At 43.6% G+C, this 26,961-nt stretch carries 21 protein-coding genes, 6 tRNA genes and 1 pseudogene; 5 read left to right on the top strand and 23 right to left on the bottom strand.

Going from position 1 to position 26,961, the window contains the following annotated elements; genetic code table 11:
- Positions 1–347 precede the first annotated feature (347 nt).
- The 4 genes from K0I62_RS05405 to K0I62_RS05390 all read right to left on the bottom strand — a co-directional run bounded on the left by K0I62_RS05405 (position 348) and on the right by K0I62_RS05390 (position 5,831).
- The gene (locus tag K0I62_RS05405) at positions 348–776 is read right to left on the bottom strand and encodes a hypothetical protein (protein WP_220070471.1); all 429 of its coding nucleotides are present in this window, start codon (positions 774–776) and stop codon (positions 348–350) included.
- Positions 773–2,362: a glutamate--cysteine ligase gene (gene gshA, locus K0I62_RS05400; protein ID WP_434086827.1), complete on the bottom strand. Its 1,590-nt coding sequence runs from the start codon at positions 2,360–2,362 to the stop codon at positions 773–775. The genes K0I62_RS05405 and gshA overlap by 4 nt, the downstream gene beginning before the upstream one ends.
- A 178-nt stretch (positions 2,363–2,540) precedes the next feature.
- Complete coding sequence (locus K0I62_RS05395) at positions 2,541–5,375, bottom strand: M16 family metallopeptidase (protein ID WP_220070470.1); 2,835 nt, start codon at positions 5,373–5,375, stop codon at positions 2,541–2,543.
- A gap of 33 nt (positions 5,376–5,408) precedes the next feature.
- Positions 5,409–5,831 carry a YqaA family protein gene (locus K0I62_RS05390; RefSeq protein ID WP_220070469.1) on the bottom strand — a complete coding sequence of 141 codons (423 nt, stop codon included), beginning with the start codon at positions 5,829–5,831 and terminating at the stop codon, positions 5,409–5,411.
- A gap of 274 nt (positions 5,832–6,105) precedes the next feature.
- Here K0I62_RS05390 and K0I62_RS05385 point away from each other — a divergent pair, with 274 nt between their 5' ends.
- The 3 genes from K0I62_RS05385 (at position 6,106) to K0I62_RS05375 (ending at position 8,145) form a co-directional block, all read left to right on the top strand.
- Positions 6,106–7,359 (top strand): dicarboxylate/amino acid:cation symporter, encoded by a 1,254-nt coding sequence (locus K0I62_RS05385; protein ID WP_220070468.1) that lies wholly within the window; start codon positions 6,106–6,108, stop codon positions 7,357–7,359.
- Between the two features lie 129 nt (positions 7,360–7,488).
- Positions 7,489–7,674, top strand: a complete 186-nt coding sequence (locus tag K0I62_RS05380) for a hypothetical protein (RefSeq protein ID WP_220070467.1) — start codon at positions 7,489–7,491, stop codon at positions 7,672–7,674.
- A gap of 132 nt (positions 7,675–7,806) precedes the next feature.
- Positions 7,807–8,145 carry a PBPRA1643 family SWIM/SEC-C metal-binding motif protein gene (locus K0I62_RS05375; RefSeq protein ID WP_220070466.1) on the top strand — a complete coding sequence of 113 codons (339 nt, stop codon included), beginning with the start codon at positions 7,807–7,809 and terminating at the stop codon, positions 8,143–8,145.
- 80 nt (positions 8,146–8,225) lie between these two features.
- On the opposite strand, the gene K0I62_RS05370 is transcribed toward K0I62_RS05375, so the two are convergent.
- The 4 genes from K0I62_RS05370 to K0I62_RS05355 form a co-directional block, all read right to left on the bottom strand.
- The gene (locus K0I62_RS05370) at positions 8,226–8,411 is read right to left on the bottom strand and encodes a hypothetical protein (RefSeq protein WP_220070465.1); all 186 of its coding nucleotides are present in this window, start codon (positions 8,409–8,411) and stop codon (positions 8,226–8,228) included.
- Between the two features lie 239 nt (positions 8,412–8,650).
- The gene (locus K0I62_RS05365; protein ID WP_220070464.1) at positions 8,651–9,784 is read right to left on the bottom strand and encodes a sodium ion-translocating decarboxylase subunit beta; all 1,134 of its coding nucleotides are present in this window, start codon (positions 9,782–9,784) and stop codon (positions 8,651–8,653) included.
- Between the two features lie 8 nt (positions 9,785–9,792).
- The gene (gene oadA, locus K0I62_RS05360) at positions 9,793–11,583 is read right to left on the bottom strand and encodes a sodium-extruding oxaloacetate decarboxylase subunit alpha (protein WP_220070463.1); all 1,791 of its coding nucleotides are present in this window, start codon (positions 11,581–11,583) and stop codon (positions 9,793–9,795) included.
- An 18-nt stretch (positions 11,584–11,601) separates the two neighbouring features.
- On the bottom strand, positions 11,602–11,841 hold the full coding sequence (locus K0I62_RS05355; protein ID WP_220070462.1) for an OadG family protein: 240 nt from the start codon (positions 11,839–11,841) through the stop codon (positions 11,602–11,604).
- Positions 11,842–12,479: 638 nt separating this feature from the next.
- Here K0I62_RS05355 and K0I62_RS05350 point away from each other — a divergent pair.
- A pseudogene (locus K0I62_RS05350) lies at positions 12,480–13,520 on the top strand (IS630 family transposase).
- Between the two features lie 204 nt (positions 13,521–13,724).
- On the opposite strand, the gene K0I62_RS05345 reads toward K0I62_RS05350, so the two are convergent.
- From K0I62_RS05345 to recA, 10 genes are all read right to left on the bottom strand, one after another.
- Positions 13,725–13,816, bottom strand: a tRNA-Ser gene (locus K0I62_RS05345).
- Positions 13,817–13,824: 8 nt separating this feature from the next.
- Positions 13,825–13,901, bottom strand: a tRNA-Arg gene (locus K0I62_RS05340).
- A 57-nt stretch (positions 13,902–13,958) separates the two neighbouring features.
- Positions 13,959–14,035 (bottom strand) — tRNA-Arg (locus tag K0I62_RS05335).
- Positions 14,036–14,068: 33 nt separating this feature from the next.
- Positions 14,069–14,145: transfer RNA gene (locus tag K0I62_RS05330), tRNA-Arg, on the bottom strand.
- 38 nt (positions 14,146–14,183) lie between these two features.
- A tRNA-Arg gene (locus tag K0I62_RS05325) sits at positions 14,184–14,260 on the bottom strand.
- 22 nt (positions 14,261–14,282) lie between these two features.
- Positions 14,283–14,374, bottom strand: a tRNA-Ser gene (locus K0I62_RS05320).
- Between the two features lie 213 nt (positions 14,375–14,587).
- The gene (gene csrA / locus K0I62_RS05315) at positions 14,588–14,785 is read right to left on the bottom strand and encodes a carbon storage regulator CsrA (protein WP_220070461.1); all 198 of its coding nucleotides are present in this window, start codon (positions 14,783–14,785) and stop codon (positions 14,588–14,590) included.
- A 331-nt stretch (positions 14,786–15,116) separates the two neighbouring features.
- Positions 15,117–17,738 (bottom strand): alanine--tRNA ligase, encoded by a 2,622-nt coding sequence (gene alaS, locus K0I62_RS05310; RefSeq protein WP_220070460.1) that lies wholly within the window; start codon positions 17,736–17,738, stop codon positions 15,117–15,119.
- Positions 17,739–17,939: 201 nt separating this feature from the next.
- Complete coding sequence (locus K0I62_RS05305) at positions 17,940–18,386, bottom strand: regulatory protein RecX (protein WP_434086826.1); 447 nt, start codon at positions 18,384–18,386, stop codon at positions 17,940–17,942.
- 13 nt (positions 18,387–18,399) lie between these two features.
- Positions 18,400–19,461: a recombinase RecA gene (gene recA / locus K0I62_RS05300; RefSeq protein ID WP_220061533.1), complete on the bottom strand. Its 1,062-nt coding sequence runs from the start codon at positions 19,459–19,461 to the stop codon at positions 18,400–18,402.
- A 332-nt stretch (positions 19,462–19,793) separates the two neighbouring features.
- Between recA and mutS the strand changes: the two genes are divergently transcribed.
- Positions 19,794–22,361 carry a DNA mismatch repair protein MutS gene (gene mutS, locus K0I62_RS05295; RefSeq protein WP_220070459.1) on the top strand — a complete coding sequence of 856 codons (2,568 nt, stop codon included), beginning with the start codon at positions 19,794–19,796 and terminating at the stop codon, positions 22,359–22,361.
- A 134-nt stretch (positions 22,362–22,495) separates the two neighbouring features.
- Here mutS and rpoS read toward each other — a convergent pair whose 3' ends face one another.
- The 5 genes from rpoS to truD all read right to left on the bottom strand — a co-directional run bounded on the left by rpoS (position 22,496) and on the right by truD (position 26,955).
- Positions 22,496–23,470 carry an RNA polymerase sigma factor RpoS gene (gene rpoS / locus K0I62_RS05290; protein ID WP_220070458.1) on the bottom strand — a complete coding sequence of 325 codons (975 nt, stop codon included), beginning with the start codon at positions 23,468–23,470 and terminating at the stop codon, positions 22,496–22,498.
- A 77-nt stretch (positions 23,471–23,547) separates the two neighbouring features.
- The gene (locus tag K0I62_RS05285) at positions 23,548–24,402 is read right to left on the bottom strand and encodes a peptidoglycan DD-metalloendopeptidase family protein (protein WP_220071286.1); all 855 of its coding nucleotides are present in this window, start codon (positions 24,400–24,402) and stop codon (positions 23,548–23,550) included.
- 114 nt (positions 24,403–24,516) lie between these two features.
- Entirely contained in the window at positions 24,517–25,152 is a 636-nt protein-coding gene (locus tag K0I62_RS05280; protein WP_220070457.1) for a protein-L-isoaspartate(D-aspartate) O-methyltransferase, read from the bottom strand.
- Positions 25,149–25,898, bottom strand: coding sequence for a 5'/3'-nucleotidase SurE (surE, locus tag K0I62_RS05275; RefSeq protein WP_220070456.1), 750 nt, complete (start codon positions 25,896–25,898; stop codon positions 25,149–25,151). The genes K0I62_RS05280 and surE overlap by 4 nt, the downstream gene beginning before the upstream one ends.
- Positions 25,891–26,955 carry a tRNA pseudouridine(13) synthase TruD gene (gene truD, locus K0I62_RS05270; protein ID WP_220070455.1) on the bottom strand — a complete coding sequence of 355 codons (1,065 nt, stop codon included), beginning with the start codon at positions 26,953–26,955 and terminating at the stop codon, positions 25,891–25,893. The genes surE and truD overlap by 8 nt, the downstream gene beginning before the upstream one ends.
- Between the last annotated feature and the right edge of the window lie 6 nt (positions 26,956–26,961).

The following is a 26,961-nucleotide window of genomic DNA, read 5'->3' as shown; positions in this document are numbered from 1 at the left end:
TTACAACAAAAGCAGGTAAGCAAGCTAATACTCCCCATTAGCATAAGAGGTGATCGCTCAGCGACGATTTAGCGCTAAAGGTTAGCGCTGATGAAGCAAGGTCTTTCATTGCTCCTCGGTCACAGAAGTATTGGTTTCCATACCTCCTATATCCATAGGGTCGCGCATTAAAGACATTCACAACATCTGACCACTAAGGATAGAGGGAATGTCTTAAGTATGTCGGGAACATACAAAACCTGATTGTTTGCAACGAGTGAAGCGTTTAGGGCATCTCTCGGTTAACGAACTAAGGACTACATACTGATAAGAAACAGTTTGCGAGCTTGATTATTTGTGTCTACTTATCATTGGCTGTGATGGAGAAACTCGCATTGATGAGACTCTTGGCTCCAAATAACAGGTTGCCAATAATCGGTATCTAAACCACGATAGATTTTATCTTGGTTAAATTTCGCCGCGAGGTGATAACGTTGATCGGCTCTAACATCTATGGATAGCGTCTTGGTTTGACGAGCGGCTAACTTTACTTTTAAGCGCGGTGAATCAATAAGTTCAGCCACCGTAAACTCATATTGACCTGGTGGTAACTGATAATTAGGTCGAGAGATCACCGCCTTGCCATTTAAATGAGTCACCACTACCCGATACAAACCATTTTCATTGTCTGGCATCAAATAACCTGAAACCGTACCGCAGGTATTAGTCTTATCTGGCTCAGAAGCACAGCCAGATAAGATAAATAATATACTCAACAATACTTTAGTTACGCTCATCCAACATGCTCGATTTCTGCTGGAACTTTGGCAAAGTAATCGAACAGATACTGCTCGAAACTTACCTTAGACTCGGCTTCCATTTGCGCTTGAACTTGCCATGATTTTTCAGCCGCGCGAACATAATCTTGCTCAACTTCAGGTGATAAGGGATAGTCCAGCAACTGTTGATAATAACGCTCGGCGAGCTCCTTAACCCAATAGCTATGGTCAATTTGGCTCGATAATAACTCACCCAAGATCTTACCCGATAGCGTTTGAGATGGATCGTCAACTGCCGCTCGCCAATGAGCAAGCGCTTGCTGATAATCTTGCTGCTCACCATCAAGTAGCTTAGCCACTGAACTCAACTCATCAAAAAGTTCGTTTAACCATGTGTTCATCGATACTGAATCACCGTCGCGATTCAAACTTAATCCCGGTTTACGTCCTTCAATGATAACAGCATTAAGGTTCTGGCTAATTTCTCGCTCACCTTGAGGATCGGTTTTTGCTGATGGACTGAGCAAGCAGTGTAATAAAAATAGATCGAGAAAACGAACCTGATCAGCATCGATACCAAGCGGACTAAATGGGTTAACATCTAATGCCCGAACCTCAATATATTCGACCCCAGCTCGCGCTAACGCTTCAGATGGTTTTTCACCGCTGAGACCAACTCGTTTAGCACGAATGGGTGAGTAAAATTCGTTTTCAATTTGCAGCACATTCGCATTAAGCTGACGATATTCGCCATCGACCTTGACCCCGATCTGTTCAAAATGGGTTGAAGGCATGTTAATCGCAGCGTTTATTCCTTCGAGATACTCAGCAAGGGAGTTATAGCTGATATTTAAGCGCTCTTGCTCTTTATTGGTATACCCCAAATCGCTCATACGAAGCGATGTGGCATAGGGAAGATAAAGCGTCCCCTTACCTAGCTTTTCAAACGCTAAATCGGTTTTTTGATCCTTAATAAATGAACCACAAAGTGCAGGTGACGCGCCAAAAAGATAGGGTAATACCCATACTAGACGACGATAGTTGCGGATCAAACCAAAATAGGATTCAGAGATAAAATCACAACGACTTAGGCGTTTATCGGACGCTTGATATAAACGATCCCATAATGAATCAGACACCGAAAAGTTAAAGTGCACACCAGAGATGATCTGCATCTGCGCGCCGTAACGGTAAGTTAATCCCTTGCGATATAAACGCTTTAATTGTCCCGTATTAGAACTGCCATAGTCAGCGATCGGAATATCGGCCACATCACCGACATAACAAGGCATGCTCACTGGCCACAACTGCTGTTTACCTAAGTTACGTACGGTAAACGCATGGGTCTGAGTCAAATCAGTCAATAAAGTATCAATATTTTGATGCACTGGCGTAATAAACTCTAACAACGACTCACTGTAGTCTGTGGTGATGCGCGAATTCGTTAGCGCGGCACCTAAACTTTGTGGATGTTTGTCCGTTGCAAGATGTCCCGATGGTTCGATACGCAATGCTTCACGCTCAATTCCTCGTAACATCCCATTTAGTGCATCTCGTCCCTGCTCATCATTAAGTAGGTCAATAACTTCATTGAAAGAGTTCAATATCTGTGTCTCTCATTGCTTTTGTGTGATCATTTACAGGCTAGACCTGTAAAAAGCTGCATTGCTTTCACCATCACCACAAAATAGCCCTTGGACTAGATATATGGCAAGGAAAAAAATAAAGCGGCGATCCATATAAAGAATCACCGCTAGGTCTATATTGGGGCTAAGTCGTCAATTACAACTGTAAAGTTTTCACAGGATAGCCCAAGGTTTTAATGTCTGCTTCTATTTTCGCTTTATCGCCAACAATTAACATTACCATTTCGTTAAGATTAAGCTCACTGCTCGCCAAGCGATTAAGCTCCTCTTTCGAGATACTGTTAATGATCTTCGATTGGGCCGTCGTAAAGTTAGCATCGAGTCCAAAACGTTGAATGCGACGCATAAACCCGGCCTTTTGATAAGGCGTTTCATAGTCTAACGCCTGCGCTTGAGAGATAGAGTTTCGCATAAAGGCTAACTCCTTATCAGTAATGCCATTTGCCTGATAATCTTTTAGCTCTTTTACAAATTCAACTAAGGCTTGAGCTGTGACATCACTGCGCACACTAGCCGATGCTTCGAAAACTCCCGTTTCGCTGCCGCCATTAAAGTAACTTCTTGCACCATAGGTATAACCTTTATCCTCACGTAGATTAAGATTAATACGGCTATTAAACGCCCCGCCTAACGGGTAGTTCATCAGATAAGATTTAAAGTAATCTCCCGTAGCGTCATAGGGCATAGAGCGCTTACCAATTTTAATGACTGACTGAGCGGCATCTGGTTTGTCAATTATGTATACCGTGCCAGTCTCTAATGTAGGCAACTTAGCTAGAACGGGGACCTGACTTGCCTCACCTTGCCACTGGGATAACCCCTTTAACTTGGCAAGCATCTGAGTTTGATTAAGATCGCTGACCGCAATGACCTGCGCATTACCAGCACGATATTGCTGCTGATAAAAGGCTTTAACATCATCAAGCGTTAATCCAGACACGCTCTCAAATGAACCTTGAGTACTCACACCTAATGGATTATCTAGGCCAAATAGCAACGCATCGAAACCACTATCGGCAATATAGTTTGGATCTGACTGCATATGTTGCAAGCTCTGCAGATGCTGCTGCTTAACACGTTCAAAATCTGCTGCATTAAAGCCTGGTTTAAATAGCTTCTCTTGCACGATATCCAATGTCTCATCGATATGAGATGTCAGCGCCGACACTTTGATATAACTCTGATAAGTACTCGCGCCAAAACTAACCGAACTGCCTAACATCTCTAACGCTTGGGCAAGCTCTTCGGTACTATGAAGCGCTGTAGACTCATTGAGCAACGAAGCCGTTAAGCTCGCAAGTCCGGCTTGTTCCACATCGACGAGACGATGACCACCATTAAGGTAAATTAACAACTCCACTGTTGGCGTCTCGGTACTTGTGGTGCCCATCACCTCAATACCGTTAGCCAGCTTTGTGGTCCATAAACTGGGAACCGTGATGACAGGGGCCGCTTGGGCGCTAGGCATTACACTGCGATCGAATGAAGCGCTAGCAACTTTAACCTCTTCAATGCCTGATACCGCGGTTTGTGCGACTTGCGGTGCCGGCGCAAGGTAATTATCTTCATGGGCGATTAACTGTTTTTGCCCTTCAGGTACGACGCTCATAACAACCATAGGCTTATCTTTAATATAAGTATTAAAGACGCGCATAACATCTTCCTTGGTGACATTGGCATAACGATTAAGATCATAAGCTATCATGTCAGGATTACCGAAAAAGGTCTGATTTAATGCTAAGGTTGATACCTTACCTTTAACACTTTGCAGCCCAAAAATGGTATTGGCCTCAAACTGCACTTTAACTTTTTGTAGGTCATCATCGGTCACGCCACGCTGCTCAAACTCGGCAATTGACTCTCTAACGCGCTGTTCGATATCACTCAACTGACCGCCGCGGGCCGGATTAGCTAAAGCATAGATAGAAAACTGGCAAGCGAGCTCTTGACATGGGTGACTCACACCCGCTTGCACGGCGTAACCATCTTTCACAAGATTTTTATATACCAGCGACGTTGGGCCTCCACCGATAATATTTGATAACAGATCGAGCGCAGCTTCATCTTTATGGCTTGCATAAACGGTAGGAAACGCAATACGTAACAAAGGTAAATGAACCCGATCTTCCATCGAGATATAACGCGTACTGTCTAGAGTGACCAGTTTCTTCTGTTCAGCTGTAACTTCTGGACCACGAGGGATCTCACCAAAATACTTGTTTATCCAAGCTAGAGCCTGCTGTTCATCAAAATCACCACCGATTGTCAACGTGGCGTTGTTTGGTCCATACCATCTTTGGAAAAAATGCTTAACATCTTCAACATTAGCGCGGTCTAAATCTTCAGGCCAACCAATCACAGGCCAAGAATACTGATGGCCAACGGGATAAAATGCTTGGTTAAAACGCTCATTCATTCTGCCATAAGGCTGATTGTCGATACGTTGTGCACGCTCGTTTTTAACCGTTTCCCGCTGCACCTCGAACTTTTTATCGGTTAATGCCGGTAGCAAGTACCCCATACGATCAGACTCGAGCCACAACATTTTTTCTAGCTGATTACTCGGAACCGTTTCAAAATAGTTGGTACGATCTGTGTTGGTAGTACCGTTAAGACTACCACCCGCTTCGGTCACGGTTTTGAAATGCTGTTCATCAGCGACGTTTTCAGATCCTTGGAACATCATATGTTCGAAAAGATGAGCAAACCCTGAGCGACCGGGAAGCTCTCTAGCACTACCAACATGATAGGTAACATCTACATGAACTAATGGATCGGAACGGTCTTGATGCAAGATAACGGTTAAGCCATTCGTTAGTTGGTACTTCTTATAAGCAATGCCAACACTTGAATCAGCAACCTTAACACTCTCGATAAGCGAAACGCCTTGAGGCAAAGCTGTGGGTAAACTAGATGAGACACAACCCGTTAGCGCAGCCGAGATTGCCGCTGCTAATATCCATTTCTTCATTAATTTTTGCTCCTAATATGTAGCAATAAATTGCTACAACCAATGTAACGCTATCGCTGCGACCAGCAAATAGCGTACTCCTTTTCCCATAAATATCATCAGAGTCGATTTGACCACAGAAAGTTTCATCCAACCGGCAAGTAAACACAATAAATCGCCAATCAAAGGCGCCCACGCCAGCAATAAACTCCAGTAACCATAACGCTGAATTAAACTAATACTATGCCTATATCGCCCTTTGGCCATGGCCTCAGGAGTGGTTGCGAACCGTCCTAGTGACCCCAAGTAATAACTGGTCACGGAGCCAAGAGTATTACCAATGGTCGCAGCGACCACTAACGCAAACCAGTTCTCTTTAGCCTCATTTAACAAAGCAACAAGTAAAACTTCTGATCCACCCGGTAACAAGGTAGCAGCAACAAAGGCGGCACTAAACATCAACCATAACGCGGTCATATTGGCTTACCTAATGAAAAAACGTAATTTTTTATGTTCAAATTGACAGCCCAGGCCTTGTTATTTTAAAGTTAACATTTAAAGTTATTAGAACAACCGCTTTAATCACAATAAGTTATAACAAAATCGGTTTGGTAAGCAAGCTTAACCCTCTATAGAATGGCAGCATAAAAAAGTGTAGGTTGAAAACCTTAAGTGGCTCTAAGTAAGAACGACTATTTTCTCGGTTCAGTTGAGCAATCAATTAAAACAATATTAATTTGGAATGTAACCAATGTGGCAAACAATTAAACAGATCCCTTTTTGGCAAAAGGTACTCGCCGGCTTTATTTTAGGGGTAGGCCTAGGCGTTGTCTTAGGTGAGCAAGCAACAGCATTAAAGCCACTAGGAGATCTGTTCATCGCAGCGATTAAAATGCTGGTCGCTCCACTTGTCTTCTGCGCTATCGTCGTGAGCATTACATCGTTAGGCAGTGGTACAAGCCTTAAAAGACTGAGCTTTAAAACCTTAGCCATGTTCATGCTAACTGGGACAATCGCCTCACTAATTGGTTTAACCGTAGGTAGCCTTATCGATATGGGGGGCAGCCTAGAATTAGCCACAACAGAGGTACGTGAACGTAACGTTCCTGGGTTTGCGCAAGTATTACTTGATATGATCCCTGTAAATCCTTTCGCCTCACTAGCCGAAGGTAAAGTGTTACAGATCATTGTCTTCGCAGCATTAGTTGGCGTAGCCATAAACCAAATTGGTCAAAAAGCCGAGCCACTCAAACACACAATTGAAGCGGGTGCCGAGGTGATGTTCCAACTAACCCGCATGGTACTGCAACTGACTCCTATCGGTGTGTTTGGATTGATGGCTTGGGTTGTTGGCGAGTATGGCTTGTCGATGTTACTACCTCTGGGTAAGTTTATTGGTGCCATTTATATAGCAGCATTGATTCATATCATTTTTGTCTACGGTGGTTTAATCAAATTTGGCGCTAAACTCAGTCCGATCCAATTTTTCCGTAAAGCCATGCCTGCTCAGCTCGTGGCCTTCACCACGGCTTCGAGCTTCGGCACGTTACCAGCAAGCACTCGCGCTACCGAAACCATGGGGGTATCTAAAAAATACGGCGCTTTTGTTCTACCGCTTGGGGCAACCATGAACATGGACGGTTGTGGCGGCATCTATCCTGCCATCGCAGCCATCTTCATTGCACAGATTTACGCCATTCCACTTGATATGACTGATTATATGCTGATCGCAGTAACCGCGACAGTGGCTTCAGTAGGAACAGCTGGCGTCCCAGGCAGTGCGATGGTGATGTTATCGGTCACCTTAGGTGTCGTCGGCTTGCCGCTAGAAGGCATCGCATTTATCGCTGCAATTGACCGCGTTATCGATATGATGCGCACAGCCACAAACGTAACTGGTGATATGATGACTGCTGTAGTTGTAGGCAAGTCAGAGGGTCAATTAGATGAAACTCAGTTCTATGCAAATGATGATTTAGTCAGCAAAACAGCTAACGAATCTTAATCCTTGCTGGCTCGTCAGCGCAAAATAAATAAGCCGCTTATGCGGCTTTTTTTATTGCTAATATATTGTTCAAATTAAGATAAATTACATTATACTTGCTCAATCGTACTGTTTTTTTAGAGGTAAGATATGGCTCGACTGTTTTTACTACCTATTGTGTTGTGCCTATTCTGGACGCTATTTTTGCACTTAACTGGTGTACCATTAAAACAGGGGAAAAAAGGCTATATTTATATTATCGCTATCAGCGCAACCTTGATTTTGTCCTTAGGTTTTTTAACGTGGCTCACTGCCGGACAAAACCTTCGTAACTAATCTCGTAAATCAAGAGTCTTTAATCTCACAAAACCAGAGTAACTAATATGATATATCGCTAGCTCTGGTGATTAATTCTGCTAAGATAGCGCCCTTTTTCATCGCCATCATTGGCAATACCGTGGATTTTCGATGTCAGACAAGTTCTTTTTTAAAGGTCGTAAGACACCTAAGCCAAAACATGAGAGTTATGGCTACAACACTAAGCGCACAACGAAACTAGGCAGCGAAGCTTTTCCATTACAACTGGTTGTACCCAATGAAACCAGAAAGCATCAAGTTGAGGCTATAGTCACTGAGCATCAATTGTTTGCCGATATTGTTATCAATGAAAAAGCTCAGGAAGATATTGTGCAACTCGAAGGCATTTTAAATCGACCTAAAACCGCTACGGTTGTAAAACAACCCCAGCGAAACGAACCATGCCCATGCGGTAGTGACAAGAAATACAAAAAATGTTGCGGTAAATAAACTGATTGGCGACGATGGATAAAACAGATCGTCGCCCTTGCCAACGATTTATAATCGATAGAGTAAAGTTCAATCACCTATCAAAGCAGCTGCGCTATCTGAGTAAGACGCTGCTCTAACTCCTCTTCTGTTGCTGGTTGACGCTCCAATTCAAATGTTAAAGGCTCACTGCCATTAAGCATAAACACAGAGCTTTCTCCATGGTCGTAATGAAACCATTTACCATTCACACAAAGATCGGTATAACAATTCGGTAGTAATTCCATTGTAAAGCCCTCTGCTTAGTATGCGCTAACGCAATAATTTATCGTGATTGCGATATAGGTCACACTTATAAGACACCAATTTCGATAGAGGCTTGTTGATCTATATCAACTTCATCAGCATTAGCTTGATTACTTTTTGGTAAACAGCCCACCCAATACCGATCGCTTTACGTAAAAAAAATGGCGCACATCAAAGATGAACGCCGTTTTTAATTTAGTACTCAATTAATTACAAGAGACTAATGGCCTAACACTGCCAGCAACACCCCCGCGGCAACGGCTGAACCTAATACCCCAGCAACATTAGGTCCCATCGCATGCATCAACAGGAAGTTTTGCTGGTTAGCTTGCAAGCCAACCTTATTAACCACTCGCGCAGCCATAGGTACAGCTGAAACGCCTGCAGCACCAATGAGTGGATTAATCTTACCGCCAGATAATCTGCTCATTAACTTAGCCATTAACACCCCTGTGGCCGTGCCAATACCAAAGGCGACAGCGCCAAGCACTAAAATGCCTAAGGTCTCCAATTGTAAAAACTTATCTGCAGATAGCTTAGATCCAACCGCTAACCCCAAGAATATCGTAACGATATTAATCAACTCGTTCTGGGCTGTGTTAGATAATCTATCCACAACACCTGATTCACGCATCAAATTACCCAGACAAAACATACCCACTAATGGCGTTGCCGCAGGTAGAAACAGAATGGTTAACCCTAAGACCATCAATGGAAAGAAGATCTTCTCTTTCTTGCTGACTTCTCGTAACTGCTCCATTTTAATCTGACGCTCAGACTCAGTGGTAAGCAGTTTCATAATTGGCGGCTGAATAATCGGCACCAATGCCATATAGGAATACGCTGCCACTGCGATAGCACCTAATAGATCTGGCGCTAACTTTGACGCAAGAAAGATAGCCGTTGGCCCATCTGCACCACCAATAATCGCAATGGCGGCAGCATCCTGCATTGAGAACTCAAATCCAGGTACTGCATTTAACGCGATAGCGCCGATAAGCGTTGCAAAGATACCAAACTGCGCGGCGGCGCCAAGCAGTAACATCTTTGGGTTAGCGATTAACGCCCCAAAATCAGTAAGCGCCCCGACTCCCATAAAGATCAATAAAGGAAATACCCCAGTTTCAATACCTACATGGTAAGCAAAATAGAGTAAGCCCCCCTCTTCGGTAAATCCACCATTCGGAATATTGGCCAATACCGCACCAAAACCTATAGGTAACAACAAAAGTGGCTCAAACCCACGAGCGATAGCTAAATACAGTAGCAAACCACCTACCGCCATCATCAGCATCTGTCCGCCAGTAAAGTTAGCGATGCCCGATTCGGCCCAAAAAGCCAAAAATCCGTCCATGTTAACTCCTATGCGATAGCCAGCAATTGATTGCCAACGGCAACAGAGTCACCTTCTTTAACCCAAACCTGACTGATCACACCATCTGATTCTGCGCGGATCTCGGTTTCCATCTTCATCGCTTCGAGAATAATAACCACATCCCCAGCTTTAACGGCATCACCTGCTGCAACATTAACCTTAAAGATATTGCCTGATAGCGGTGCATTCATCTGGGCTTTAATCGTCCCAGTCGATGCACTCACCACAGGTTCAGGCGCTGCAAAAGGCACAACATTATCACTGGCTACGATTTGGCTAATATCACCACCGGGTGAGACTTCCACAACAAACGACTGACCTTGCACATTGACCGTGTATGTCTCTGGTCCCTGTTTCGCATTTGAGATAACAATGGGCTCTGTACTTGGCGCTTGAGGTTTAGGTTCAAAAGCATCTGGATTATCGCGATTTTTTAAAAACTTCAAACCTATTTGAGGGAACAATGCGTAAGTGAGTACATCGTCATCTAACTCTGCTGCTAGCTCAATCTTTTCATCAGCAGCCTTAGCACTCAGTTCACCGCGAAGTTTATCTAACTCTGAGTCTAAAAGATCGGCCGGGCGACACGTAATGGCATCTGCACCATCTAAAACGCGCGCTTGCAATTCACTGTTAACGGGGGCTGGCGTCGCACCGTATTCGCCTTTTAATACGCCCTCAGTCTCTTTAGTCAATGATTTATAGCGCTCACCTGTAAGCACATTAATCACCGCCTGAGTACCAACGATCTGTGAAGTGGGTGTGACCAAAGGGAGAAAACCTAAGTCTTGCCTCACTTTTGGGATCTCCTCTAATACCAAATCCAATTTGTCCGCAGCACCTTGCTCACGCAACTGATTTTCCATGTTAGTTAACATGCCGCCAGGCACTTGGGCTCGTAAAATACGCGAATCAATGCCTTTGAGTTCACCTTCGAAAGCTGCATATTTCTTTCTCACATCACGGAAATAAGCTGCGATCTCTTCAAGCAAGACCATATCGTAGCCTGTAGCTCTATCGGTATCCTCAACCATTGCAACAAGGGTTTCTGTTGCGCTATGGCCATAAGTTTGACTCATTGATGAGATCGCGGTGTCGAGTACATCAATACCGGCTTCAATCGCCTTTTGATATGTCGCGGTACTTAATCCTGTTGTCGCATGGCACTGCATGGACACAATAAGGTTAGTTTGTGCTTTAAGCTGACTGATAAGATCAAATGCATCAAATGGCTTTAGTAGACCCGCCATATCCTTAATACATAGAGAGTGACATCCCATATCTTCTAGGCGTTTAGCCATATCGACCCAAGTATCTAAAGTATGAACCGGGCTTGTCGTATATGAAATGGTACCTTGGGCATGACCGCCAACATCGACAACGGCCTTAACCGCTGTTTCTAGGTTACGTACATCATTCATAGCGTCGAAAATACGGAAAACATCTACGCCGTTACTGTGAGCGCGCTCAACGAATCGATAAACAAGATCATCGGCGTAATGGCGATAACCCAGTAGGTTTTGCCCTCGCAGCAACATCTGCTGCGGCGTGTTAGGCATCGCCTTTTTTAATTCTCTGATCCGCTCCCAAGGATCTTCCCCAAGATAACGAATACATGCATCGAACGTTGCTCCACCCCATGACTCGAGTGACCAAAAGCCAATTTTATCGAGCTTTGGCGCAATAGGAAGCATGTCTTCAAGACGAAGACGAGTAGCCAGAATAGACTGGTGTGCATCGCGTAATACGACATCGGTTAACGCAAGTGGCTTGCTCATAAAAACTCCCTTCTATTATTATGCTTTTGCACGATATTGATGAATAGCGGCTGTAATAGCGGCAACCAATTTCGGTTCGATATTCTGCTGCAGATGAGGTTTATCCTCAGCCTCGCTACTTAGCGAAGGTGCTGGGGCAAACTTCCACGCGACCAAATTAACGGCCAAAATGAGTATAGAAAGGAACAGAAAAACAAGCCCCATACCTAACACCATAATCGCCAGCGCTTCTATTATCTGTTGAGCTATTGAATCCATATCGTCCTCTTTGCCTAAATCAGTATGTTAAGACTATTCCCCAAAGGATCTTAGCCACACTATTTATTCACTTTTAGAGCAAAAAAAATCACCTCTAATAATAGAGATGCTTTTGCTAAAAGATGAAGCTTTCCCCAAAACAGGGAAAACCATAACTAATCTATAACAAAAATGCGAGCACTTTGTAAATTGGTCTTACCAAAACAGATAAAAACAATCTGCTCAATCAAACAAATCCACATAAAATCCCCCGATAAACTAAAGATCGTTCAATTTAGTGACCACAAAAAATAAAATGTAAAAAAAGGAGGCTGCCATGGTAAAAATTATGTTTCAAACAGAGAAAAGACTGTGTTAGATGACAAACTATGCAATTTAAATAAAACTAATATCAGAGGAAAAATCCACTTGCCTAGACCAACCAGGATAGCGATGTGATCGTTCAGCAACGATTTAGCGCTAAGGAATAGCGCTAATTAGTTCACTTTCTTATACCGATTGGTATTAAGCATCATATGGAGCCGATAACTTTCAGATACTGATCGGTATTATATTGTTTGTCATTAGCGATGAAGAAAAAGGGCTGAAGCGACTGAAAAATTCGTATTATACCAATTAGTAATGATGTGTGATCTAATATGCGCACCAACCTCAACCCGTATTCCAAATTGAAAACTTATAGTGCCGAAGAGCTTTTAGCTTTATCTAGAGCAGAAAAAGAACCTCGTAAACGTATGCGATTACTTGCCGTCGCTCTCTTCCTCGAGGGAAATAATCGTACTGATGTCGCCTTGAGGCTCAAAGTTGCCCGCGCTAGCGTCAACGCTTGGGTAGCTAAGTATCTTGCCAACGGTATCAAAGGGTTGGATGCTAAGAAAAATAAGGGACGTGATAGCTACTTAACCTCAAGTCAAAAGCAGCAACTCAGTGCCTACATAGAGGAACAATGCTCGAGTGATTCAGGTGGAAGACTGACAGGTGATGCGATCCTAAAATATGTCAAATATCACTTTAATGTTGATTACCATCCAAACGCGATTTACAAATTACTGGAACAATTAGGTTTTAGTTGGATAACGAGTCGTTCAAAACATCCTAAGCAATCAATAGAAGTCCAAGAGGCTTTTAAAAAAGTTCCAACTGGAAACGATCCTTAACATCCCTGGTAGTGTGGCGCTTGAGCGAGTTGATATCTGGTTTCAAGATGAGGCCCGCTTCGGGCAGCAAAACACGACCACACGTTTATGGGCAAGAAAAGGCACTCGTCCTCGCGCTATACGCCAGCAACAGTTCGAATATGCGCATTTCTTTGGCGCTGTTTGTCCGCAAACAGGCGATACTGAAGCGATGATCGTTCCTTACCTACACTGATAGCACAAAGGACAAAACCAGGTAGGCATGCCGTTGTTGTCATGGATGGTGCAGGTTGGCATACAGCAGATCTCGCAGATGAGTTTAACAACCTTAGCATCATCAAATTACCGCCATACTCCCCTGAACTAAATCCGATAGAGCAAGTATGGAGTTGGTTACGGCTGCATCATTTAGCTAATCGCAGCTTTCAAGGATACGATGATATCGTTGCAGCCTGCTCTGATGCTTGGAACAACTTCATTAGCGATACGAAAAGAGTGATGTCTTTATGTCGTAGAGAGTGGGCAATAATGACTAAGTATTAAGATGGAATGGTATTAGTTCACTTTCTTATACCGATTGGTATTAAGCATCATATGGAGCCGATCACTTTCAGATACTGATCGGTATTATATTGTCTGTCATTAGCGATGAAGAAAAAGGCCTGAAGCGACTGAAAAATTCGTATTATAGATGTAAAAAATCGTAGGTATAAAAAAACCCGTAACCTAAGCTACGGGTTTTAATAATGGCGGAGAAGGAGGGATTCGAACCCTCGATGGGATTTAAAGCCCATACTCCCTTAGCAGGGGAGCGCCTTCGGCCACTCGGCCACCTCTCCGCATAAAATGGTGCGCGTGGGAGGATTCGAACCTCCGACCGCCTGGTTCGTAGCCAGGTACTCTATCCAGCTGAGCTACACGCGCAAAACTTTACGTAACACATAAAAAAGACGGAATTGACCGTCAAATTTATTTTTAATATGGTGCGCGTGGGAGGATTCGAACCTCCGACCGCCTGGTTCGTAGCCAGGTACTCTATCCAGCTGAGCTACACGCGCAAAAATAATACTAATTCCCTAATACACTATAGATGGTACGCGTGGGAGGATTCGAACCTCCGACCGCCTGGTTCGTAGCCAGGTACTCTATCCAGCTGAGCTACACGCGCATCTTACTATCCATAATCTATTTTCCTGAAAAATAAAATGGTACGCGTGGGAGGATTCGAACCTCCGACCGCCTGGTTCGTAGCCAGGTACTCTATCCAGCTGAGCTACACGCGCACTTTATTTTACAGTCAAGAAATGGCGGAGAAGGAGGGATTCGAACCCTCGATGGGATTTAAAGCCCATACTCCCTTAGCAGGGGAGCGCCTTCGGCCACTCGGCCACCTCTCCGTTTTCTTGGCGCACATATTACTGTTTGACGAAAATAAGTCAAACCATTTCTATGAAACAAACACCGTTTGAGCTGTTTTTAAGCAGTTATGACGACCAAAGGCAAGCTAGTGTGCGCTATATCGCCATAACGATTAAAAACCTAGCAATAAAAAACAAAAAAGTCAGCAATATGCTGACTCTTATAGATGTGTTCTAAACGAAATAAGTCGCTTAGAAATTACCACTTTCAGAAGAACCACCCGATTTTTCAGATTGAATACGTTGATAGATCTCTTCACGATGAACTGAAACTTCTTTCGGTGCATTTACACCAATACGAACTTGATTGCCCTTAACGCCTAAAACGGTGACAGTAACTTCATCACCAATCATCAGTGTTTCACCAACACGACGAGTTAATATCAGCATGTTTTGCTCCTTTAGTTCCTAATTCTGCTTATACGACATTATTCCGTTATAGCCTTATTATACGGTCAGCTTAGTACAAATTAATAGTGTTCTGATAAAAAACACCTTTCAATAACACCTTAAATTACCTAAATGTGCTGAATCTCGCTGTTTTTGCCCAATAAAACTTACCTAAGTGACGATTATTACCCGGGACAATTAATCAAGCATTAATTTTATAGGGCATTAATAACCTAAGGAAGAGAACAAACTATCTGCAACTCGATTTTGATCACGAAAAAAAAAGCGCTCTTAATGAGCGCCTTTAAAGCTATCTAGCTTATCTTGACCTTCACAGGCGCTCAGATAACCAAGGTAGCACTGAAGCTAGCGCACTATCAAGGTGCTCCGGCTCACTACCGCCCGCTTGTGCCATATCGGGGCGTCCACCACCTTTACCGCCAACTTGAGCCGCTATCATGGCAACGAGCTCACCAGCTTTAACGTTGTGGGTTAAATCTTTAGTAACCCCGACGATCAGATTCACTTTTTCATCAGCAGCAATACCAAGCACAACAATACCTGACTGTAGCTTCTGCTTAAGTTCATCTTGTAAGCCTCTCAGCGCACCGGCATCGACTCCTTCAAGTTTCTTAACAAGCACCTTAGTACCAGCAACCTCTTGGGCCTCACCCGCTAAGTCAGCACTGGTAGCAGCGGCTAGCTTATCTTTAAGTTGCGATAGCTCTTTTTCTAATTGTTTACTCTTTTCAAGTTGAGCCTTGAGTTTAGCCACAACTGAAGCACTATCGCCCTTAAGTAGACCCGCGGCTTGTTCAAGCTGCGCTTGCTGCTCATTAACATAATCGATAGCAGCAGAACCCGTTACCGCTTCGATACGACGAATACCAGCGGCAATGCCCCCTTCAGAGGTGATTTTGAATAAGCCAATATCACCCGTGCGGCCGACGTGAGTACCACCACACAATTCGATAGAGAAGTCGCCCATGGTCACAACACGTACCTTAGAGTCATACTTTTCACCAAATAGTGCCATAGCACCTTGGGCTTTAGCTTGCTCAATATCCATCTCCTTAGCCTTAAGCTCATGGTTACGACGAATCTGAGTGTTAACTAAGTCTTCAACAGTCTTTAGCTCAGCTGGCTTAACCGCCTCAAAGTGAGAAAAGTCGAAACGTAATCTTTCTGGATCGACAAGCGATCCCTTCTGGCTCACGTGAGTACCGAGCACTTGACGCAGCGCTGCATGCAGAAGGTGAGTCACAGAGTGATTAAGCTGCGTGCGATGTCTCAGTTTCTTATCAACCGCTGCCGATAATTGTTGGCCTACACGAATAGAACCAGACTTGAGTTCACCGATATGACCAACAGCCTGACCATACTTTTGCGTATCGCTCACAACAAACTCTACGCCGTCAGCGCTGAGTATCCCTTTATCGCCACACTGACCACCAGACTCGCCATAAAATGGTGTGCTATCTAGAACGATCACAGCTTCTTGATCGCTAGTCAGCTCTGTTACCGCTTCGCCACCTATGTAAATCGCAACCACTTTGGCATCACCATTTAAGTTACCGTAGCCGCAGAAGTCTGTTTGCTCGTCAATCTTAAGGCTACTATTGTAGTCGGCATCAAACTGACCCGCTGCTTGGGCACGGCTGCGCTGCTCGGCCATTGCCGCCTCAAAACCAGCTTCGTCAACGGTAATGTCACGTTCGCGACAAACATCGGCAGTTAAATCAACAGGGAAACCGTAAGTATCGTATAGTTTGAAAGCCGTTTCACCATCAAGAACATCACCCTTGAGCTCGCTTAGGGCATTATCTAAAATACCAAGACCGCGCTCAAGCGTGCGAGCAAATTGCTCTTCTTCCGCTTTAAGAGACTTCTCAACGATGCTTTGAGTTTCTGCTAAGCCCTTAGCCGCATCCCCCATCACATCAATTAAGTCAGGCACCAATTTATAGAAAAATGACTCTGTCGCACCGAGCTTGTTACCATGACGAACGGCGCGGCGAATAATGCGGCGTAACACGTAACCTCTGCCTTCGTTCGATGGCATGACACCATCAGCGATCAAAAACGCACAAGAACGAATATGGTCAGCAATAACCCGTAATGATTTATTTTCTAAATCAGTAACACCTAGAATTTCAGCGGCTTTTTTGATTAATGCTTGAAAGATATCAATCTCGTAGTTTGAATGAACGCCTTGCAAAATAGCAGCAATGCGCTCAATACCCATTCCAGTATCGACTGATGGCTTAGGTAATGGTTCCATCGTTCCGTCAGCTTGACGGTTATACTGCATAAATACGATATTCCAAATTTCAATAAATCTATCGCCATCCTCTTCAGGCGTACCAGGGCGTCCGCCCCAAATATGCTCGCCATGATCATAGAAGATTTCAGAACAAGGACCACAAGGGCCTGTATCCCCCATCTGCCAGAAGTTATCTGATGCATACGGAGCGCCTTTGTTATCACCGATGCGGATGATGTTTTCAGCTGCGACGCCAATCTCTTTATTCCAGATCTCGAAAGCTTCATCGTCGGTTTCATAGATAGTGACGCACAAACGCTCTTTGGGCAGCTTTAACTCTTCAGTTAAAAAGGTCCAAGCAAAACGTATAGCGTCTTGCTTAAAGTAATCGCCGAAGCTGAAGTTACCGAGCATTTCGAAGAAGGTATGATGACGTGCGGTATAACCAACGTTATCCAAATCGTTATGTTTGCCACCGGCGCGAACACAACGTTGCGAGGTTGTCGCTCTGGTGTAATCACGCTTGTCTTCACCAAGAAATACGTCTTTAAATTGGTTCATACCAGCGTTGGTGAACAACAAGGTTGGATCATTACCAGGTACCAGTGAACTGCTGTCCACTACCTGATGACTGTTTCTGCGGAAGAACTCCAAGAAAGCACTTCTCAGCGCTGCAGTGGTTTGATACATGAAATTATCCTGAATTAGATTATATTCTCAGTGACATTTAATCGTTCACCAATACTCTAGTTAGCCCAACATTATAAGCAGTCTGTTGTTGAACAACCAGAGGTTTAACCGAGGATAGTAAAAGAAACCTAAAAAATAACGGGGAAAAATAAACAGCAATTAAATAGTTGAGTAAAACAAGAGCCCATAAGCCAATGACTTCTAGTCGACTTCTACCTCTAATGCATACGTCACTTGTTCATAAGTAAAGCCCTGAGCAAGTAAATAACGAGTTCTGCGGGCCCTCTCTTTTTGATCCACGATAGCGCCACTACTAGCAAACTTTTTATCGGCCTTTGTCCTTGCTAACTCAAACCAATCACAGTCACTATTATTGAGCGCAGTTTCAATGGTCTCTTTGGATAACCCCTTCTGCGCCATCGACTGGCGGATCCGATTATGTCCGTGCCCTTTACTGATATGAGATCGCAATAAAAGTGCAGCAAAACGCTGATCATCAAGATATCCATTATCAACACAGCGATCTAACACTGGGTCGATTTCAGTTAGCTCAAAGCCCTTTTGTATCAGCTTGGTTTTTATTTGATGGCGGGAATAGTCGCGGCGGGCAAGTAGCCCAACCGCGATATGCATAGCAGAAGTTGTCATAACAAGTTAAAAGTTAAAACACTTCGCCTGTTTCTAGGTCGATATTTTCATCACTGACGGCTGATTCAACGGCAACTTTAGGGCCGCTCAACAACATAGTACGTAATGCTGTGTCAATTTCTGCAGCAATTTCAGGGTTATCAGTTAAAAACTTACCAGCATTAGCGCGACCTTGACCAATTTTGTCACCTTTATAGCTATACCAAGCACCCGCTTTTTCAATCAACTTATGCGCAACACCTAAATCGACAAGCTCACCAGTACGGTTAATCCCCTGTCCATATAGTATTTGGAATTCCGCTTGTTTAAATGGCGCTGCAATCTTATTTTTAACCACTTTTACGCGAGTTTCATTACCGATAACTTCTTCTCTGTCTTTAATCGCACCAGTACGGCGAATATCTAAGCGAACAGATGCATAAAATTTTAACGCATTACCACCAGTGGTTGTTTCAGGGTTACCAAACATCACACCAATCTTCATACGAATTTGGTTAATAAAGATAAGTAACGTATTTGATTGCTTGAGGTTACCAGCTAATTTACGCATTGCTTGACTCATCATACGCGCTGCTAGGCCCATGTGAGAGTCACCAATTTCACCTTCAATCTCTGCCTTAGGTGTTAACGCTGCAACAGAGTCGACAATAATCACATCGACCGCACCGCTGCGTGTTAATGCATCACAAATTTCAAGCGCTTGTTCACCAGTATCAGGTTGAGAACATAAAAGGTTATCAATATCTACGCCTAACTTTTGAGCATATATTGGATCTAGTGCGTGCTCTGCATCGATAAAGGCACAGACTTTGCCATCACGCTGGGCTGCCGCAATGACTTCTAGAGTTAGTGTGGTTTTACCCGATGACTCAGGGCCATAAATTTCAACGATACGCCCTAGTGGTAAACCACCAGCGCCAAGTGCAACATCTAATGATAGAGAGCCTGTAGAGATAGTCTCAACATCCATAGAGCGGTTTTCACCTAACTTCATGATGGATCCCTTACCAAATTGTTTCTCAATTTGACCTAGAACCGCGTTAAGGGCTTTCTCTTTATTTGCATCTATTTTCATTGTAATGTCCTCTCAATCACAGACGCTGCGCTGTGGTAAATCCGTTAGGATAAAGCGAGTCGTTTAAAAATCACGCAACGCCTTATGTCTCAATATGCAAACTAGTATACTGTACAATCATACAGTATCAAGTACTGTTGATGATTATTTTTTATCAAATTCAAAACAAGCACTTACTTGTTGTTTTCGATTGATCGTTGCTAAATCACACAATTAATAACCATAAATCATTACCCAGCTTAAATTTATTGTTAATATTAGCGACAACATTTTTATCGTAATCTTAGCGTTACTACACTGAGAATTTTTTTGCAGGATACCTTGGGCATTTCATGAACGCAGTTGATATTCAAAGTCTCGAGAAGCATACCCCAATGATGCGTCAATATTTGACGCTAAAAGCTGAAGCACCCGATATGTTGCTGTTCTATCGTATGGGTGACTTTTACGAGTTATTTTATGATGACGCGAAATTAGCGTCAGAGCTATTGGGGATCTCTTTAACTGCTCGTGGAAAAAGTGGTGGCGATCCTATCCCTATGGCTGGGATCCCTTATCACGCAGTAGAGGGCTATCTTGCCAAGTTAGTGCAGCTAAGAACATCGGTAGCCATTTGTGAACAAATTGGCGATCCCGCCACATCAAAAGGGCCTGTTGAACGTAAAATAGTACGAATTGTTACGCCAGGTACACTAACTGACGAAGCCCTACTTCAAGAACGTCAAGATAACCTTTTAGCAGCGGTTTATCATGGAAAAGTCGGTTTTGGCTACGCCACCTTAGACATTTCTTCAGGCCGATTTGTGGTAACAGAGCTTGCCACAACGGAGACATTAGAGGCAGAGCTTCAGCGTACTAATCCCGCAGAACTACTTCACAGTGAAGATTTTAGTGAGATGGCACTAATTAGCGCTTTTCGCGGCAAACGTCGCCGTCCTGAATGGGAATTTGACTACGATACCAGCTACAAACTGCTGCTTGAACAATTTGGCACTAAAGATCTTTATGGATTTGGTTTAGGCGATGTAAGATTATCGATTCAGGCCGCTGGTTGCTTGATGCAATATGTGAAAGATACCCAGCGTACAGCATTACCGCATATCAACGCCATCGTCAGATTTAATCAGTGCGACAGCATCATTTTAGATGCTGCAACACGTAAAAACCTTGAATTAACCAAAAATTTGCAGGGCGGTACCGATAATACTCTTGCTGCTGTGCTTGATAATACAGCAACCCCCATGGGAAGCCGTATGTTACAGCGCTGGATCCATGAACCATTGCGTAACCACAACACAATTAGAGCGCGTCATGATGCAGTTGAAGAACTACTTGAATCTGGTGAATTCGACCAACTAAACGATCAATTAAAAGCGCTTGGGGACGTAGAGAGGATCATCGCTCGTTTGGCACTTCGCAGCGCTCGTCCACGAGATTTTGCAAGGCTGCGCCAAGCCCTATCTTTACTGCCTTCAATTCAGCATTTATTGACCCATTACCAAAGTGCCCATCTGGCCACCTTAGCCAAAAGCCTAGGCGACTTTCCAAACGAACATGATCTATTAAGCCGTGCCATCGTCGATAATCCCCCCATGCTGATCCGTGATGGCGGTGTATTGAAGGAAGGCTATAATTCAGAGTTAGACGAATGGCGGGAGCTGAGTCGAGGCGCGACAGATTATCTCGAAGACTTAGAAGCAAGAGAAAAGCAAGCCACTGGCGCATCCACACTCAAAGTCGGTTATAACCGGGTTCATGGTTATTACATCGAAGTCAGCCGCAGAGAATCTCACTTGGTACCTATTAGCTACCAACGTAGACAAACACTTAAAAATACCGAAAGGTACATCATCGCCGAGTTAAAAGAGCATGAAGAAAAAGTGCTCTCAAGTCAGGGAAAAGCTCTTGCACTAGAAAAGCAGCTTTGGGACGAGCTGTTTGATCTGTTAATGCCTAAACTTTTTGAGCTGCAACAATTTGCACGTGCCGCAGCCGAACTTGATGTCATTAATAATTTTGCTGAGCGAGCCGAACTGCTTAATTATAATCGCCCAGAACTAAGAGCTCAAAATGGGATACAGATTGAAGCGGGCCGTCATCCGGTGGTTGAACAAGTTAGTCAAACACCTTTTATCGCCAATCCAGTGCAGTTAAATCCTGAGCGACGAATGCTCATTGTGACCGGACCCAATATGGGCGGTAAATCAACCTATATGCGCCAAGTGGCACTCATTACGCTTATGGCACATATAGGATGCTTTGTGCCCGCTCAACGAGCAATGCTGGGACCCGTTGATCGCATCTTTACCCGTATTGGTGCCGCCGACGATCTCGCATCGGGACGCTCAACCTTCATGGTAGAGATGACCGAGACTGCGAATATTTTGCATAATGCAACGCCCGACAGCTTAGTCCTAATGGATGAAATTGGTCGCGGCACCTCAACTTATGATGGACTATCGCTAGCTTGGGCGGCAGCGGAACATTTGGCTAGTAACCTCAAATCGATGACACTATTTGCAACCCATTACTTTGAATTAACTCAGCTAGCTGAATCTATGGCTAACGTCGCCAACGTCCATTTAGATGCAATAGAACATGGCGACACCATCGCATTTATGCACGCTGTACAAGAGGGAGCGGCAAGTAAGAGCTATGGATTGCAGGTGGCTGCATTAGCAGGTGTCCCCCAAAAAGTTGTCAATGCAGCAAAACAGAAATTGCATCATTTAGAAAGTCGCGACAGAGATGGAATCGCAGACGCTTCAGGGCAACAGATCCTGAGTTTTTCAGTGCCAGAAGAATCTGCCGCATTAGAGCGATTAGATCAGATCGATCCAGATTTGTTAACGGCTAAGCAAGCTTTAGATCTGCTCTATGAACTAAAAAAAATCCGCTAAAAAGGAAAAAGCGCACTAATTAGTGCGCTTTTAAAAAATTTAATCGGGGTCGGCTACAATAACGGTGGCATTACTCCATAACGCTCACTCGACTTCATTCAATGCTAAGCCTATACCCCTAACTTTCTTACTATTTACACTCGGAAAATGGCTTCTACCGATAAACCTTGTGATCCCAACAGATCACGAAGACGTTTCAACGCTTCCACTTGGATTTGGCGTACTCGTTCACGGGTAAGACCAATCTCTTTACCAACATTTTCTAATGTCGAAGGCTCATAGCCTAACAAACCAAAACGACGAGCTAATACTTCTCTTTGTTTACTATTTAATTCATCTAACCAACGTACAACCGATTTAGACATATCCTCATCTTGAACCTTATAGTCAGGTCCAACGCAGTCATCATCAGCTAATACATCCAGTAAAGCTTTATCGTTATCACCACCTAGAGGTGTATCAACAGAAGTAATACGCTCATTTAACTTCAGCATACGACTGACATCGCTACTCGGTAGATCTAACTGCTCAGCTATCTCTTCTGCTGTAGGCTCATGATCGAGTTTATGAGCCAATTCACGTGCGGTACGCAAATAGACATTTAACTCTTTAACGACATGAATAGGTAAGCGAATCGTGCGAGTTTGGTTCATTATTGCCCGCTCAATCGTTTGTCTAATCCACCATGTAGCGTAAGTAGAAAAACGGAAACCGCGCTCAGGATCAAACTTCTCTACCGCACGAATTAGACCCAAATTACCTTCTTCGATAAGATCTAACAGCGCTAATCCACGATTGTTATAACGACGAGCTATTTTAACGACGAGCCTGAGATTACTCTCAATCATACGGTTACGAGATTTAGCACAGCCCTTGAGGGACTTTCGTGAAAAATAAACCTCTTCCTCCGCGCTCAATAGGGGGGAAAATCCAATCTCACCCAGATATAGCTGAGTGGCATCCAAATTCTTTTGCAAATCTTCTTGGACTTGTTGTTCTAATTCAGCCTCTTTTGCAATCTCTTTGCTATCCATTAATGAAACGTCAGACTCATTTTTTGATAAGTCCACCAAGGGCTCCGCAACAGCGGTAGATTTTGTTCGACCCATAATAATATCTCCCAAATTTTACGTAATAACTTACTGCACTTTTCTATCCTCCAATTGCCAAATGGCTCCTAAAAAAATTATATTTTAGGTAAATATTTAAGTGGGTCTACAGACTTACCATGATACCGAATTTCAAAATGCAGCATCACTCTATTGGTACCCGTTTGCCCCATACTCGCAACAGTTTGTCCTGCTGTAACGAATTGCTTTTCCTTAACTAAGATTTTATCTGCATGAGCATAAGCACTTAAATAGTCATCGCTATGCTTAATGATCACTAGATTGCCATATCCTCGAAGCGCATTACCGGCATAAACCACACGTCCATCTGCTGCTGCCTGAATACGGTCTCCTCGAGAACCTGCTATCTTAATTCCTTTATTTCCCTGCTCATTGGCAGAAAATTTTCCAATCAACTTACCTTTAACAGGCCAAAACCATCGATACACTTTAGGAGGTAAATTCGATTTCGGCTTGTGGATAACCCCGTTAACAATTTGTTGATCACTTGTAACAGAGTACGCAGAATTTTGACCATGATCAAGTTGTTTTTTTGACGGCGCAACTTTTTGTTTCTTTGGTACAGAAACGTCATCAACAGATTGTTTTTTAAATGAATTTCCAGTTGAAGCTACAACTTTTGGCGTATTTTTTACTGATAATTTGTTTGTAACAGAGCGTGTTGAATTGAGCTTCAATACTTGCCCAGGATAGATGGTATAAGGCTTTTTTAGCCCATTGCGCCTAGCAATATCAACGAAATCCTTATTTGCAGCCCAAGAGATCGAATATAAAGTATCACCCTTTTTCACTTTATAGTGGTCAGAGGTAAGACCTCCTCTTTTATAAGCTTTTTTAACCGGAGAGTTGATGCTAACGACGGGTGCGGGAGTATCGGCTTTAAAACTACAACCAGTAAACATGATTGTCATAAAAGCAATAAGTACAGGGACTAAATGCCTCTTTATGGTAAAAAGATTGCTCATTTTATCTCTTTGATTGATAAATATCTGCGCAATTGACGACATATTATAACCACTGAAACATCAGGCAAGCTCACCATTGACTAATGGTACAAATTTAACCATCTCTATCTTCTTAGTAAGATAACCCGACTCGGTTCTAGTCACTCGAAGTAACTGTTGAACTTCCTCACCAACCGGAATGACTAACACCCCATTTGGAGCCAACTGTTCTAACAAGGCTTGAGGTAGGCTGCTTGCCGCTGCTGTGACCATAATGGCATCGAAAGGTCCCTTATTTGCCCAACCTTGCCAGCCATCACCATATTTAAATGAAACATTATGCAGATCGAGACGTTTTAAGCGTTGTCTAGCCTGTATCTGCAAGCTTTTTATCCGCTCTACGGTACATAGCTGATCAACTAATTGCGCCAATATGGCCGCTTGATACCCAGAACCCGTGCCAATCTCTAATACCTTTTTAGGCTTAGATTCAAGCAACAACTCTGTCATTCTCGCCACAATATAGGGCTGAGAGATAGTCTGACCTTGCCCAATTGGAAGAGCTGTATTTTCATAGGCTTTATGCCCCAATGCGGCATCAAGAAATAGCTCTCTAGGCGTCTTTGCAACTGCCGAAAGTACGTCTCCATTGGCAATACCCGCGCCTTGTAGACTTCTTGCTAAATTTAATGCTGATGTGGTGGCGACACCGTTCATAGTTGTTCAATCCATTGTTTCATTGTTGAAAGCTGCTCATAAGCAGTCAAATCCACTGTAAGCGGGGTCACAGAAACGTAACCGTTGGCCACGGCATGGAAGTCGGTACCTTCGCTCGCATCTTGCTCTTCACCTGGTGGGCCAAGCCAAAAAATCTCTCGTCCTGCAGGGTCTATTGTTCGTACCATACCTTCCGCTCGATGTCTGGCACCCAGGCGAGTAACCTTGATCCCCTTGATCTCATCAAAAGGCAGATCGGGAACATTAACATTCAATATCTGATCGTTAGCGATTGGCTTGTTGATTAAACCAGCAACCACCTTACAGGCTATCTTCGCGGCTGTATCATAATGGAGCAACTCTCGGCCAACTAAAGAGATAGCGATTGCAGGAAGCCCTAGGAATCGTCCTTCCATCGCTGCCGCAACGGTACCTGAATATAATGTATCATCCCCCATATTCGCCCCAGCATTAATCCCTGAAACAACAATATGGGGTTCATCATCAAACAGTTCTCGAATCGCCAAATGGACACAATCGGTCGGAGTTCCATTTACTGAAATGTAACCATTTTCTAACGTATTAATTCGCAAAGGATTAGTCAAGGTTAAAGAGTTGCTAGCACCGGAACAATTTCGATCGGGGCCGACCGTTATCACATCATAATACTGAGCTAATGCATCTGATAACGCCACAATACCTGGTGCACCTACACCATCATCGTTACTTACTAATACTTTAATCATTGCTGCTAACACCCTGAGCTGATCGCCTAGCTTTAAACTCTCTGTCATTAACATCTTCATACTGAGTCAACTCTCTCAGCACTGAAGTTGCAAAGCACCCAGCAGGCAAAGCAAATTTGAGCACTAAGGTATCGCCTTCGACTTCATAGCTCAAATTCTGAGGCTCAAGCAGTAAAGCGCGACGCTCTTGATTCAAGCCTGCTTGCTCAAGACCAAAACAATCTTCACTAAATTGATCAGAAATGGATGCCTCAAACTCTAAAGCTTTCCCTTGAGAAAGCGCTTGCCCTCTACCCCATAATGGCGCAGACAATTGAATATCTTTCCGTGCTAAACGTCCCACTAGTTCTTCGTCCCAAGGGTTAGCGACAAAATAGCTTTTGCTTCCCGCTAGCATGACACAATCACCATCAAGAACTTGCGTCCGAAACATTGCTAACCGTGAGGAAACCATCTCATTAAAAATATGTGAGCGAACTGCTGACAAGTACATGCTACGTTTATTGCGATCTTTAACGTTACGACCAGCAAGCATCTGACGACCGAAAATTAAATTTTTTCCGTCATGGCCAAAGCGTTGTTCACCAAAATAATTAGGCACCCCTGTTTGCTTTACAAGCTCGATACGCTTAACAACATCTTCAATACTAGATAGGGCTCTTAATGTGAGCGTAAATCTGTTACCTGCCAACGCACCTGTTCGTAATTTCTTACTGTGACGACTACTGCTAATAATCGTCAACTGATCGCTATTAAGAGCATCCCATTGAGGCGTTTCTTTACCAGGAATACGCACACCAAACCATTGAGTAGTAATGGCATTTTTATCTTTTTGTCCCGCAAAGGTGACCTCTTTTGGGTGTACTCCAGCAAAACTAGACAACATTCTAGCCACATCCGCAGTATTGAGTCCCTCTTTGCGCACGTGGATCATATGATGCTCACCTTCGCCGGTAGGCAAGAATGGTAAGATTTCCTCAACCATAAAATCGCTATTATAAGTACGTAAATCGGCACTCGATTGAGGTTGACCATGTAAATAGTGAAGTGAACTCATAAAATT

Origin of the sequence: Shewanella psychrotolerans (assembly GCF_019457595.1) — a bacterium.
Lineage (GTDB): Bacteria > Pseudomonadota > Gammaproteobacteria > Enterobacterales > Shewanellaceae > Shewanella > Shewanella psychrotolerans.
This window is presented reverse-complemented; position numbering and strand designations above follow the sequence as displayed.

Excerpts from the sequence above, each read along its gene's own strand:
- K0I62_RS05405 (WP_220070471.1), bottom strand. The coding sequence starts at position 776 with ATGAGCGTAACTAAAGTATTGTTGAGTATATTATTTATCTTATCTGGC.
- K0I62_RS05395 (WP_220070470.1), bottom strand. The coding sequence starts at position 5,375 with ATGAAGAAATGGATATTAGCAGCGGCAATCTCGGCTGCGCTAACGGGT.
- K0I62_RS05390 (WP_220070469.1), bottom strand. The coding sequence starts at position 5,831 with ATGACCGCGTTATGGTTGATGTTTAGTGCCGCCTTTGTTGCTGCTACC.
- K0I62_RS05385 (WP_220070468.1), top strand. The coding sequence starts at position 6,106 with ATGTGGCAAACAATTAAACAGATCCCTTTTTGGCAAAAGGTACTCGCC.
- K0I62_RS05380 (WP_220070467.1), top strand. The coding sequence starts at position 7,489 with ATGGCTCGACTGTTTTTACTACCTATTGTGTTGTGCCTATTCTGGACG.
- K0I62_RS05375 (WP_220070466.1), top strand. The coding sequence starts at position 7,807 with ATGTCAGACAAGTTCTTTTTTAAAGGTCGTAAGACACCTAAGCCAAAA.
- K0I62_RS05370 (WP_220070465.1), bottom strand. The coding sequence starts at position 8,411 with ATGGAATTACTACCGAATTGTTATACCGATCTTTGTGTGAATGGTAAA.
- K0I62_RS05365 (WP_220070464.1), bottom strand. The coding sequence starts at position 9,784 with ATGGACGGATTTTTGGCTTTTTGGGCCGAATCGGGCATCGCTAACTTT.
- oadA (WP_220070463.1), bottom strand. The coding sequence starts at position 11,583 with ATGAGCAAGCCACTTGCGTTAACCGATGTCGTATTACGCGATGCACAC.
- K0I62_RS05355 (WP_220070462.1), bottom strand. The coding sequence starts at position 11,841 with ATGGATTCAATAGCTCAACAGATAATAGAAGCGCTGGCGATTATGGTG.
- csrA (WP_220070461.1), bottom strand. The coding sequence starts at position 14,785 with ATGCTGATATTAACTCGTCGTGTTGGTGAAACACTGATGATTGGTGAT.
- alaS (WP_220070460.1), bottom strand. The coding sequence starts at position 17,738 with ATGTATCAAACCACTGCAGCGCTGAGAAGTGCTTTCTTGGAGTTCTTC.
- K0I62_RS05305 (WP_434086826.1), bottom strand. The coding sequence starts at position 18,386 with ATGACAACTTCTGCTATGCATATCGCGGTTGGGCTACTTGCCCGCCGC.
- recA (WP_220061533.1), bottom strand. The coding sequence starts at position 19,461 with ATGAAAATAGATGCAAATAAAGAGAAAGCCCTTAACGCGGTTCTAGGT.
- mutS (WP_220070459.1), top strand. The coding sequence starts at position 19,794 with ATGAACGCAGTTGATATTCAAAGTCTCGAGAAGCATACCCCAATGATG.
- rpoS (WP_220070458.1), bottom strand. The coding sequence starts at position 23,470 with ATGGGTCGAACAAAATCTACCGCTGTTGCGGAGCCCTTGGTGGACTTA.
- K0I62_RS05285 (WP_220071286.1), bottom strand. The coding sequence starts at position 24,402 with ATGACAATCATGTTTACTGGTTGTAGTTTTAAAGCCGATACTCCCGCA.
- K0I62_RS05280 (WP_220070457.1), bottom strand. The coding sequence starts at position 25,152 with ATGAACGGTGTCGCCACCACATCAGCATTAAATTTAGCAAGAAGTCTA.
- surE (WP_220070456.1), bottom strand. The coding sequence starts at position 25,898 with ATGATTAAAGTATTAGTAAGTAACGATGATGGTGTAGGTGCACCAGGT.
- truD (WP_220070455.1), bottom strand. The coding sequence starts at position 26,955 with ATGAGTTCACTTCACTATTTACATGGTCAACCTCAATCGAGTGCCGAT.